At 36.0% G+C, this 11,917-nt stretch carries 9 protein-coding genes and 1 pseudogene; 4 read left to right on the top strand and 6 right to left on the bottom strand.

The window, feature by feature from the left end; all coding sequences use genetic code 11:
- The coding region (locus tag ABJI11_RS18065; protein ID WP_348355514.1) for a helix-turn-helix domain-containing protein at positions 1-1,290 on the top strand (1,290 nt) is incomplete at its 5' end.
- A 19-nt stretch (positions 1,291-1,309) separates the two neighbouring features.
- Here ABJI11_RS18065 and ABJI11_RS18070 read toward each other — a convergent pair.
- The 4 genes from ABJI11_RS18070 to metG form a co-directional block, all read right to left on the bottom strand.
- Positions 1,310-2,143, bottom strand: coding sequence for a phosphatase PAP2 family protein (locus tag ABJI11_RS18070; protein ID WP_348355517.1), 834 nt, complete (start codon positions 2,141-2,143; stop codon positions 1,310-1,312).
- A 79-nt stretch (positions 2,144-2,222) separates the two neighbouring features.
- The gene (locus tag ABJI11_RS18075; RefSeq protein ID WP_348355520.1) at positions 2,223-3,125 is read right to left on the bottom strand and encodes a histone deacetylase; all 903 of its coding nucleotides are present in this window, start codon (positions 3,123-3,125) and stop codon (positions 2,223-2,225) included.
- Between the two features lie 7 nt (positions 3,126-3,132).
- The gene (locus ABJI11_RS18080; protein WP_348355523.1) at positions 3,133-5,256 is read right to left on the bottom strand and encodes a Tex family protein; all 2,124 of its coding nucleotides are present in this window, start codon (positions 5,254-5,256) and stop codon (positions 3,133-3,135) included.
- Between the two features lie 129 nt (positions 5,257-5,385).
- Positions 5,386-7,452 (bottom strand): methionine--tRNA ligase, encoded by a 2,067-nt coding sequence (gene metG, locus ABJI11_RS18085; protein ID WP_348355526.1) that lies wholly within the window; start codon positions 7,450-7,452, stop codon positions 5,386-5,388.
- A gap of 210 nt (positions 7,453-7,662) precedes the next feature.
- Between metG and ABJI11_RS18090 the strand changes: the two genes are divergently transcribed.
- Positions 7,663-7,842 (top strand): hypothetical protein, encoded by a 180-nt coding sequence (locus ABJI11_RS18090; RefSeq protein ID WP_348355529.1) that lies wholly within the window; start codon positions 7,663-7,665, stop codon positions 7,840-7,842.
- Positions 7,843-7,897: 55 nt separating this feature from the next.
- Here ABJI11_RS18090 and ABJI11_RS18095 read toward each other — a convergent pair whose 3' ends face one another.
- Positions 7,898-9,601 carry a DUF1501 domain-containing protein gene (locus ABJI11_RS18095; RefSeq protein WP_348355532.1) on the bottom strand — a complete coding sequence of 568 codons (1,704 nt, stop codon included), beginning with the start codon at positions 9,599-9,601 and terminating at the stop codon, positions 7,898-7,900.
- A gap of 11 nt (positions 9,602-9,612) precedes the next feature.
- Positions 9,613-11,106: a DUF1800 domain-containing protein gene (locus ABJI11_RS18100; RefSeq protein WP_348355535.1), complete on the bottom strand. Its 1,494-nt coding sequence runs from the start codon at positions 11,104-11,106 to the stop codon at positions 9,613-9,615.
- A gap of 186 nt (positions 11,107-11,292) precedes the next feature.
- Here ABJI11_RS18100 and ABJI11_RS18105 point away from each other — a divergent pair, with 186 nt between their 5' ends.
- Positions 11,293-11,652 carry a YraN family protein gene (locus ABJI11_RS18105; RefSeq protein ID WP_348355538.1) on the top strand — a complete coding sequence of 120 codons (360 nt, stop codon included), beginning with the start codon at positions 11,293-11,295 and terminating at the stop codon, positions 11,650-11,652.
- Positions 11,653-11,740: 88 nt separating this feature from the next.
- Positions 11,741-11,917 (top strand): annotated as a pseudogene (locus tag ABJI11_RS18110) (aspartate kinase); the annotation flags it as partial.

An 11,917-nucleotide genomic window follows, 5' to 3' on the forward strand; every position in this document is an offset into this window, starting at 1 on the left:
GATGAACGTTCTTCGGTTCAAGAAGAATTTATTACCGATAAAGTTCCCATTATTGCGGCAACTATTGCTTTTGGTATGGGTATAGATAAGAGTAATGTACGTTGGGTAATTCATTATAATCTACCCAAGAATATTGAAGGGTATTATCAAGAAATTGGTCGTGGTGGTCGCGACGGTCTTCCGGCTCATGCTTTACTATTTTACAGCTTTGCAGACGTAGCGCAATTACGCAGGTTCATTACCCAAAGTGAAAATGCAGATGTAGAGTATGCTAAATTAGAGCGTATGCAACAATTTGCAGAGGCATTGAGTTGTCGTAGAATTGCATTATTAAATTATTTTGGAGAACAGGTTAGCGAAGGCTGTGGTAATTGTGATATATGTAATTCACCACCTGCTTACTTTGATGCTACCTTATTGGCGCAAAAAGTGTGCTCTGGTGTTGCACGGTTAAAAGAACGTGAACCTATGGGTATGGTGATAGATGTTTTAAGAGGTGCCCAGAACGCGCAAGTTTTAGAAAAAGGGTATCAAAACATAAAAACGTATGGAGCGGTTAAAGAGGTCTCTTGGTTAGATTTACAGCAATATGTAATTCAATTGTTGAACCAAGGCGTGTTAGATATTAATTTTAGGGAAGGCGCAAGACTGGGGTTAACTCCACAAGCAAAAGAGGTGTTATTTTCGGGTAGAAAAGTTCAATTAGCCGTTCTTCAAAAGGAAAAAGAAAAGAAAAAGACTGTTGCTAAATCACGGGTTAAGAAAACTGATTTGTTTGAAAAGCTGAGACTGCTTAGACAGCAAATTGCAACGGAGCAAAATGTACCTGCATATGTAGTTTTTGGTGATGCCAGTTTAAAGGATATGGAAGCCAAGTTACCTAAAAACGAAACGGAGTTCATGGAAGTATCTGGAGTTGGGCAGGCTAAACTAGAGAAGTATGCCGATGTATTTTTAGATGAAATTAAAAAGCATGTAGGCACTAAAAAATCGAAAAAGAAAACTCATGATCAATCTTTTGAACTATTTTCTGAAGGACTATCGGTCTCAGAAATAGCAACACAAAGAAATCTTTCTGAAAACACCATTTACGGGCATTTAATGAAAAAACATACCGAGGGTGAAGAGCTAGATTTGAATCAGTTCGTAAATGCTAAGGAAATAGCGCAAATAGAAAAAGCCAAATCCGAATTAACCGATGCTACCGGCCTAAAAGATTATTTTGAATACTTTGAGGAAAAGGTGCCTTACTGGAAAATTAAATTTGCCCTTTATATGTTAGATTCTTAAATAGTGCTCATAAATTAGACTAGAAATTAACGGTTACGCCCAATTGACCAGGTCCAAAATTGAGATTCCAACTCACCATTTTATTTTGGTCGTTGTATTTTTCATCATACCTTTTATCTAGATATCTATCTATAGATTCTACAGTGGCAATACTGATGGCAAATGCAAATACCATATCACTTAGATAATGTTGACCATCCCATACACGAGATATGCCTGGTATTGCTCCAATAGTATATATACCAGCTTTTACCCAAGGGTTTTTAAATTGTTTGCCAATGGCATATGCGTTGGTAAAAGCTAATAAGGCATGTCCTGAAGGAAATGAATGAAAATTTCTACTAGAGTTGAAAGGGTCAAAAGTGTCCTTACCTAAATCTGCCAGAGGTCTTGCCCTACCTACAACAGATTTTAAAACTTGTTGTAAGAGACCGGCAGAAGTAGCTGACGAAACCAATAATACACCTGTTCTTCTTAGTTTTTCATTTTTGGTAATTAAACCTGCTGCATAAACACCAGATGTTGCTATATAATTATTTGAAGGGTTACCATAAAATTCACCATAATCACGTACAACTTTAGGGATACCTTCTCTATTATTTCTAATAAAGCGAGATGTTTCATCATCTGCCAAATAAACTAAGCCAGTACTTGCTACTACAGCACCAAATTGAGCCCATTGGTCGCCTTTCCAATGGAAAGGACGTGCGTAGGAATAGCCAACTCCTCCAAATATGCTGCCCACGTCATGTTTAAACATATTCCAACGGGTTTCGGTAGAATCTGTGGTAGAATCCTGTGCGTTCAATGAAATACAAAAGGTTATACCTAAAAGGATTGCTAGATTTTTCATGAAGCAAATTTAAAGTTATGGTGCATTAGAATATAATCAAATTAGTCCAATGTTTTGCTCTAAACATTTAAAAGAGTTCTTAAAAATATAATTTTTGAGCTATTCTAAAGGTGTTGGCATGTGCTTCTACAATGATTTTAATGTCTGGAGAGTACCCGCCACCCATACTACATTGAACAGGTATATTTAGTTGATGACAGGTAGCTAAAACAAACTCATCTCGTTTTTTGCATCCTTCTAATGTCATACCTAAAGTACCTAACTTGTCACTATCAAGAATATCAACCCCACAGAGATAGAAGATAAAATCTGGCTTTACGTCTTCAATTAGTTGTGGTAAATTCTCTTCTAATATAGAAAGATAGGTTTCATCCGTAGTGCCTTTTGCTAAGGATATATCTAAGTCCGATTTTTCTTTTTTGAATGGATAGTTCCCTTCTCCGTGCATTGAAAATGTAAATACAGATTCATCTTGTTGAAATATTTCTGCCGTGCCATTGCCTTGGTGAACATCTAAATCTACAATAAGAATCTTATTTGCTAAACCTTTATTTAGTAGATATTTTGCTCCTATAGCTTGGTCGTTCAACATGCAAAAAGCTTCGCCATGGTCACTGTATGCATGGTGTGTTCCGCCAGCAATATTCATTGCAATTCCATATTTCAAGGCATAATCACATCCTTTAATAGTACCGTCTGCAATGATACGCTCTCTTTCTACTAAATCTTCCGATAACGGAAAACCTATTTTTCGTGCCATTTTAGACGGTATCATAATATTCAATAAGTCATAGAAATACTCCGCATCATGAACGGCTACAATATGTTTGTCATTTGGTATTTCTGGTTCAAAGAAGTTTTCTTCTGTACATGTACCTTCATGAATTAATTGCTGTGGTAAAAGCTCGTATTTTATCATTGGAAAACGATGCTTCTCCGGTAATGGATGTTTGTAAATAGGGTGATACGCTATTTTTAGCATAATAGTTCTATTTGTGAAGCTTTAATTGAATACGTTTTCTAGGTACATCAACATCTAAAACTTTTACAATTATTTGTTGATGTAGGTGTACATGTTCATTTACATCTTTTACGAAGCTATCTGAAAGATTAGAAACATGTATTAATCCACTTTCCTTAATACCAATATCTACAAAACAACCAAAATTGGTAATGTTATTTACAATACCGGGTAACAACTGTCCGCTGTGTAAATCAGTAATCGATTTAATGGTTTGGTCAAACGTAAATACCTTAGCTTTTTCGCGGCGATCTAGACCTGGTTTTTCTAACTCTGAGCGTATATCCTCCAATGTAGGTAACCCAACATCATTAGTACAATACTTTTCTAATTCAATCTTTTCAAGAAGTGTCTTATTTCCGATTAAAGAAAGAATTTCTGTCTTTTGATCTTTTGCCATTTGCTTGATTATACCATAACTTTCTGGGTGTACGGCAGAATCGTCTAGCGGATTTTTAGCATCTTTAATACGTAAAAAAGCGGCTCCTTGTTCAAATGCTTTTCCTCCTAAACGGGGAACATCTTTTATATCTTTTCTACTTTTAAATGCGCCTTTTTCTTTTCTCTGCGTAACTATATTTTCTGCTAATTTAGGACCTATTCCAGATACATAACTTAGTAGTGGCACACTGGCAGTATTAATATTTACACCGACCGAATTTACACAGCTTTCTACTACGGTGTCTAAAGATGCTTTTAGTTTACCTTGGTCAACATCATGTTGATATTGCCCAACACCAATAGATTTTGGATCTATTTTTACGAGTTCGGCAAGAGGATCTGCCAAACGTCTACCAATAGAAACGGCACCACGAACGGTAACGTCATAATTTGGGAATTCATCTCTCGCAATTTTAGATGCAGAATAAATTGATGCTCCGGCTTCACTAACCACAAATACTTCTACGGGATTATTAAAAATCACTTTTTTAACAACCTGTTCGGTTTCTCGTGATGCCGTACCGTTACCAATGGCAATAGCTTCAATTTTGTATGCATTTGCCAACGAACTTAATTTTTTGATTGCACCGCCAATATCATTTTGTGGTGCATGCGGATAAATAGTTTCATTATGTACCAAATTACCTTGGGCATCTAGGCAGACTACTTTACAGCCCGTTCTAAAACCAGGGTCAATGGCAAGTATACGTTTTTCACCCAAGGGCGCGCCTAACAGCAATTGTCTTAAATTATTGGAAAAAACAGCTATGGCATCGTCATCAGCTTTTTCTTTGGCTGCCTTTAATATTTCATTGGACAACGACGGAAAAAGAAGTCTTTTGTATGCATCATCTATGGCAAGTTCAATTTGCTTTCCACAGGAATTGTTGGTTTTTATGATACGATTTTTAATGCGATCTAATAAACGTTCATCGTCGAGTTCAATCTTTACTCTAATAAATTTCTCTGATTCTGCGCGTAGTATAGCCAATAATCGATGCGACGGACATTTATTCAACGGCTCACTCCAATCAAAATAATCACGAAATTTTTGAGCCTTTTCATCATCTTTTTTAGTTCCGATTACCTTGGTAGCTATGATGGCAAACCTTGCTAATTGAGATCGTATTGATGCCCTAATATCTGTACGTTCATTAATCCACTCAGAAATGATATGTCGTGCTCCTTCTAAGGCATCATCTTCGTTCTCTACAGTAGCGCTAAGATATTTAGAAGCCGTATATTCTATCTCATCATTACGCTGTGTCATAATGATTTTGGCTAAAGGCTCTAATCCGTTTTTACGAGCAACTTCGGCTTTGGTTTTTTTACTCTTTTTAAAAGGCAGGTATAAGTCTTCTAATTGTGTAAGGTCTGGAGCGCTTTCAAACTTTTGTTGTAATTCCGTTGTAAGTACACCTTGCTCATCAACCGCTTTTATAATTGCTTTTTTACGTTTTTCCAAGGCTTCAAACTGTTCTTTATATTGAACAATGGCGCCAACCTGTACTTCGTCTAAATTTCCTGTACGCTCTTTTCTGTAACGCGATATAAATGGAATGGTGCAATCTGCATTTAAAAGTTCAATGGTATTTTGAATTCCTTTTTCCGGTAGTTGAGTATGTTTAAGTATGTAAGGGAGTAATTGCATGTAAAATCGTTTAGAACTTTTAAAAATACCTATTATTAGGTATTGAAATCAAACTGAGTTAGGTATTTGTTAAAAAACAAAAAGCCTTGGTAGTTAACCAAAGCTTTTAATAATAGGTTTTATTTAAAATTAATTTATCCCTTCACCATTGCCAACTCCATCTTCATCTGGGTTAACAAATACCAATTTTCCATCGGCGTTTTCTGTCATTAAGATCATACCTTCACTATCAACACCGCGCAATGCTCTTGGTGCCAGGTTGACTAAAACCGTAACTTTTTTACCAACTATTTCTTCTGGTTTAAAACTTTCTGCAATACCGGAAACAATAGTTCTAACATCTAAGCCGGTATCTACTTTTAAGACTAAAAGCTTTTTAGCTTTTGCCATTTTTTCAGCTTCAATGATAGTACCTACACGCATATCTAATTTAGAAAAATCATCGAATGTAATCGTATCTTTTTGTGGCATTACTTGCTTGTTTTCGTATTCGTTCGCTTTTTTAGTAGCTTCTAATTTGTCAAGTTGTGCTTGAATTTCACTATCCTCAATTTTTCTGAAGAGTAATTCCGCTTTATTAATTTGATGGTCTGCACCAAGCAAACCTTCTTTTGAAGAAACATTGTTCCAATTTAGGTTTGCATCAATATTTAAAATAGACTTAAGCTTATTTGAAGTAAACGGTAAAAAAGGCTCGCTTAAAACTGCTAACCCTGCGGCTATTTGTAAAGCAACGTTCATAATAGTTTTTACTCGTTCTTCATCTACCTTAATCACTTTCCAAGGCTCTGCATCTGCTAAATATTTATTACCTAAACGAGCAAGATTCATAAGTTCTTGACCAGCTTCTCTAAAACGGTAGCGCTCAATAGAACTTGATATGATAGCAGGGTATTTTGATAATTGCTCAAGTGTTTCGGTATCGATATCGGTTAAATTTTCTGCTGTTGGTACTTTACCATCATAGTACTTATTGGTCAACACTACTACACGGTTAATGAAATTACCTAGAATAGCTACTAATTCATTATTATTACGTGCTTGAAAATCTTTCCAAGTAAAATCATTGTCTTTTGTTTCTGGTGCATTCGCCGTTAATGTATAGCGTAGCGAATCTTGCATTTCAGGAAAATCTTCCAAATACTCGTGTAACCAAACTGCCCAGTTTTTAGAGGTAGAAAGCTTGTTTCCTTCTAAATTCAAGAATTCATTTGCCGGTACATTTTCGGGTAAAATATAACTTCCTTCAGCTTTTAACATTGAAGGGAAAATAATGCAGTGAAAAACAATATTATCCTTCCCAATAAAGTGAACTAATTTGGTGTCTTCATCTTTCCAATACGGCTCCCAATCTTTTCCTTCTCGTGCAGCCCATTCTTTGGTAGATGAGATATAACCTATAGGAGCATCGAACCATACATAAAGTACTTTGCCTTCACCCCCTTCAACTGGTACTGGTATTCCCCAGTCTAAATCTCTGGTAACGGCTCTTGGCTCTAATCCGCCATCGATCCATGATTTACATTGACCGTATACGTTCGGCTTCCAATCATCTTTATGTCCTTTTAATATCCATTCTCTTAGAAAATCTTCATATCTATCTAAAGGTAGAAACCAGTGTTTTGTTTCCTTGGTGGTTGGTACGGTACCGGTTATAGTTGATTTCGGATTTATTAAATCTGTTGCATTTAAACTTGAACCGCAATTTTCACATTGATCACCGTATGCTTCTTCGTTTCCACATTTTGGGCATGTGCCTATAACGAAACGGTCGGCTAAAAACTGCTGTGCTTCTTCATCGAACAGTTGTGCAGTAGTCTCTTCTATAAAGTCTCCTTTCTCGTAAAGGTTCACAAAGAATTCTGATGCGGTATTATGATGTACTTGTGCTGAGGTTCTAGAATAATTATCGAACGTGATACCAAAATCTACAAAGGACTGCTTAATTATTGCATGGTACTTGTCAATAATGTCTTTAGGAGTAACTCCTTCTTTTTTTGCTTTCATTGAAATAGCAACGCCATGTTCGTCGCTACCACAAACAAAGGCTACATCTTTGCCGTTTAATCTAAGGTAACGGGCGTATATATCTGCTGGTACGTAAACCCCTGCTAAATGACCAATATGAATTGGACCGTTTGTATATGGTAAAGCAGCGGTAATGGTATATCTAGAGGGTGATTTAATATCGGACATTAAAATAAATTAGGCTGCAAAAATACAGAATTTGCCGGGAGAAACCTTAATTACTTCTTAATTGTAACCTATTCATAATAGATATTTGAGACTAAATTTTAGGGAAAATTGATGTGAAACGTATTTATAGATGGTCAAATTATACTAAAACGAATAAAATTTTGTTCTATTGTAAGAAAAAACTTATTTTTTAATTTAAACTTATAAGATATGGGGGTTGGAAATTCAAAAAAACTAAAGCTTGACAAAAATCTAGAAAAATTAGATGTTGAAGGTAAAAAAGTAGAAGAGCATATGAAAAATATGGCTCTTCTTCACAAAGATAAAAATCACCGTGTCATGAAGGAATTGAGGTTCGAGTCTAAAATGAACAACTCCAAATTGACATAATTAAAAAGCCCTACTCAATATATTTGAATAGGGCTTTTTACATTTGGGAAACAAATTAAGCTACCATCACTGATTTACTCATGTTTTGGTTTTGTACATTGATGCGATAAATGTACTTACCAGTTGATAGCTGTTCGGGCATGCGCTCTCGTATATTTATTTCGGTAGAACCTTCAAACATCATTTCGTTAAAAACGGTGCCTACTTTCTGACCAAGAATGTTATAAAGTTGAATATCTACATGTGCCGAAAATGGCATTTCTAGGTAGATATGTGGTGTACTATCCGTTGGATAAAATGGTTTGTGAACAACGGCATTCAATAAATCTGGATTGAACGGTGTTTCTGCTTCTTCGTCTGGGTAAACTGGCGGGGTAACTTCACCATCACTGTATACAATATCTGGGAAAGCTTCACCACTACAGCTAAATCCTAAATCTACGGGAACATAAGGTTTATAGTTCAGTAAATGAGCTTCAACCAAGGGTACGTCTACGCATAACCATTCTGCAAGAACGGTGGCATACAGGTCTCTAAAATCCATCGTGTATTCCAAATTACCTCTACCATCAGGGTCATCTAACGTTGGGTGGTCACCGACAAAGGCGCTACCATTTAAACCTGAACCAAAAAATAGCGTTGGTGTTGCTTTACCGTGGTCGGTACCATTAGAACCATTTTCGAAAATACGTCTTCCGAATTCTGAAAAAGTCATGCTCAGAACTTTATCATCTTGTTGTGTAAAGGCTACATCTTCATAGAAATTGTTCACCGCAACAGATAATTTAGTCATGAGTTCAGCATGTGCCTGTGGTTGATTACCATGAGTATCAAAACCACCCATAGAAATCATATATACTTTTGTACCTAAATTACCTTTGATCAATCTTGCTATAAGTGCCAATTGGCGTGCAAAACTATTGTCTTGGTATTCAACCTGGTTTTGCCCACGTGTGTAAGCATCATGTATAACACCAGAATATTCATATGTGGTATTGGCTACACCTCTTAAGAATTTAAGTTGATCACCATACATACAATCATTGAACAAATTATCTTCTAAACCATATACTACGCCAGATTCTGCAATTTCTTCTAATTGGTCAACATTTGAAGTTACAAATGCATAGTTTGTTTCATCACCTTGAAAAACCAAACTGCCAAATTGCCCTATTTGAATGGCTGCAGGTGCCGCAGGCGGGTTCACCAAATAATCAGGATAGATGTTTTCAAAATGTCTACCCATCCACCCGGTATTTAAACCGCTAAAACCTGTAGTTTCTATATCTGTATTGGCAAATATGTCTGAACCAGTAAAGTGAGATAAACTTTGACCTTCGTAACCTACACCGTGTACTGCTTTAAATTGACCTTCTTCCCACATAGGTGCCAAGGCACTCATGTATGATGGTACACCAAATTCATCTGTCAATTTTAAGACCTTACTTTCCGGTACATAGATATTAGGTCTTGCATTGGCATAACTGTCATACTGTTCAATTGGTATAACCGTGCTTAAGCCATCATTACCGCCAGATAGGCGAATAAGTATAAGTATATTGTCTGTTTCTGCTCCTGAAATAGCTGCTGATAAGGGTGATGGTGCAGATGCAGATAGCATATTTGATCCAAGCATCATGGAGCCAGAACCAGCTATGCCCATTGCTTGTAAAAAAGAGCGTCTGCTCCATGTTTTATGTTCTTCGTCATGGCCTTCATGTTGTAGGCCTTTAAACGGGGTATGGTGTGTATTGCACATAGTAGTAGGTGTTATTTTAATTGAAACTCAGGTTGTCTTGCTAAATATTGATAAAGTAGATATACTTGAAACGGACCTTGTGGCCAAGTAGCCAATGTCCATGATTCTTGATTACCACCTTCGTAGTAAACGTCTTCTACATCACTTCTGAATATGGCAAATGCTTTGGCATATTCTTCTTCATTTAGAAGTCCCTTCGTTAAAATGAAATCTATAATTAGTCTTGCAACAACATCCGGATTTGAATTTGTTAATCCTTCGTTACCGGATATTTCAAGACCAAATGAGCGAAACTGCTCATTATCGGCCATATAGAATTCTTCTAGAATACTTTCAATGGTCAACCAACGGCCGATCATAAAGTTAGTGTTGATCCAAGATCTGTCTCTTTGCCACCCGGCAACATCAAATGGTTCAAATATTTCTTGACTTAACAATGCACTGTAGTTGACCATTTCGGCAACGTTGGTGTCGGTATAATTAAAGTTAGATTCGTTAAGCGTATTGAAATAGAAATCTACAGGGCTTTTTATAATTACTCCAATAGCCTCGTCATCAAAAAAGTGTTGACTCTTAAACAAAAGTCTTAATACAGGTGCCATTTCAAAATCATTGGTCATAAATGTGGCAGCCATGCCATCAATGATCATTTGTGCGTTATTTGCATCATCTCTAGAATCTGGATGAACGAAAAATTCATATAATTTTCTGCAAATAAATTCAGCGATCTCCGGTGCTCTTTGTTCAAAAAGAATGTTGATGACATCATCATATCCCCAATTACCTGTTTGTCCTAATATAGTTTTAGGACCTGCATCATGTTTTGTAGCATCAAAAGCAACAGGTGAACAGCCAACTTCGCCACGTTCTACATAACCACTAAGTGCTTTTGCGGTCTCAATAATATCTTCTTCTGTATATGCATTGCCCTCACCTAAAGTAAATAGTTCATACAGTTCACGAGCATAATTTTCATTAGGATTGTTACCATTATTATAAACACCGTCTAGGTAGTATAACATGGCATTGGTCAAACCTATTTCGCTAGTAAAAGTTTTAAAGTTACCTAAGGAGTGTCTTTGAAGGCAATCAATATATTCATATAAAAATGAATTACAATTATAAACCTCTAGTTCTGTTACAAAATGATTGCTCCAGAAGAAACTTAATCGGTCTCTTAAATTGTTGTTCAATATACTATTGGCATAAGCCAACTGAAACTCATTTTTTTGCTCTCTCTTTAATTGATTGCTAGCGTCGCTGTCTGCGGGGTAATTGTCATTGTTCCAATTTGCCCAAGTAGGCGCAGCTATTTCTGGCATACTTAAAGCTTCATCTATTAAACTATCTACCAATGCACCGGCTGATTGCCCTATGGCTTGATTAATAGTTTCCGCAGAGGCACTAAATCCTAAGCGGCGATATAAATGGGCTGCTCTTAGCTGATCTAAATTAGCTGTGTACGGAGCAAGAGTAGAAGTATTACAATTAATGAAATATTCCATATTCTTAAATAGGCGTTTGTATTACGTTCGTAGAGTTGGGGCTTCTATGCTAAACGTTAGGAAATTAGGTATAGTATTTAAAACTATCTATTTTCGGTAATCAGATTTCAAATAACGAGATTTATTGGTAAAAAGGCGTTGAAATTCCTATATTTTCGATGAATTGCATAATCTGTTAACTATATCATGGGAAAACATAACGAATTTGGAAAAGAAGGGGAGCAGATAGCTGTAGATTATCTTAAAAAGAAAGGATATGCCATAAAATATAAGAACTATAGATATTTAAAAGCAGAGGTTGATATTATAGCTAGTAAAGACGATGTGTTGATTATTGTAGAGGTACGTTCAAGAAGTACAGATTTTTTTGAGAACATAGCCGAGACCGTTACACCTAAGAAGATTAAGCTATTGGTGATGGCAGCGGATCATTATGTTACAGATAATAATCTGGATGTTGAGGTACGTTTTGATATCATCACCATACTTAAGAATAAGAGCAAATTTGAGCTAGAACATTTAGAATCTGCCTTTTATCATTTCTGATTAATCTACTAATTTAGTAGATTTATTAAAAAACATTTTGTTTTATTTATAACAAGTTGTTATATTTGCTCAACAACCATATAATAAAATGAAAACAATATCATCAGTCGTTGAAGAGTATATCAAGAAAAAGCCATTTTTACAAAGTGCTCTAGCACAGGGTATCATCAATCTTACATCGCTATCTAGAATAGTAAAACCAGAGATTGAGAATGAGCTAGGTAAAGATATTCGTAATGGTGCAATAGTCATGGCGTTAAAACGT

Origin of the sequence: Maribacter sp. (assembly GCF_039968975.1) — a bacterium.
Classification (GTDB): Bacteria; Bacteroidota; Bacteroidia; order Flavobacteriales; family Flavobacteriaceae; genus Maribacter.

Bases quoted from the DNA above. Each gene is read 5' to 3' on its own strand.
- ABJI11_RS18080 (WP_348355523.1), bottom strand. From the start codon at position 5,256: ATGCAATTACTCCCTTACATACTTAAACATACTCAACTACCGGAAAAA.
- ABJI11_RS18095 (WP_348355532.1), bottom strand. From the start codon at position 9,601: ATGTGCAATACACACCATACCCCGTTTAAAGGCCTACAACATGAAGGC.
- metG (WP_348355526.1), bottom strand. From the start codon at position 7,452: ATGTCCGATATTAAATCACCCTCTAGATATACCATTACCGCTGCTTTA.
- ABJI11_RS18100 (WP_348355535.1), bottom strand. From the start codon at position 11,106: ATGGAATATTTCATTAATTGTAATACTTCTACTCTTGCTCCGTACACA.
- ABJI11_RS18105 (WP_348355538.1), top strand. From the start codon at position 11,293: ATGGGAAAACATAACGAATTTGGAAAAGAAGGGGAGCAGATAGCTGTA.
- ABJI11_RS18070 (WP_348355517.1), bottom strand. From the start codon at position 2,143: ATGAAAAATCTAGCAATCCTTTTAGGTATAACCTTTTGTATTTCATTG.
- ABJI11_RS18090 (WP_348355529.1), top strand. From the start codon at position 7,663: ATGGGGGTTGGAAATTCAAAAAAACTAAAGCTTGACAAAAATCTAGAA.
- ABJI11_RS18075 (WP_348355520.1), bottom strand. From the start codon at position 3,125: ATGCTAAAAATAGCGTATCACCCTATTTACAAACATCCATTACCGGAG.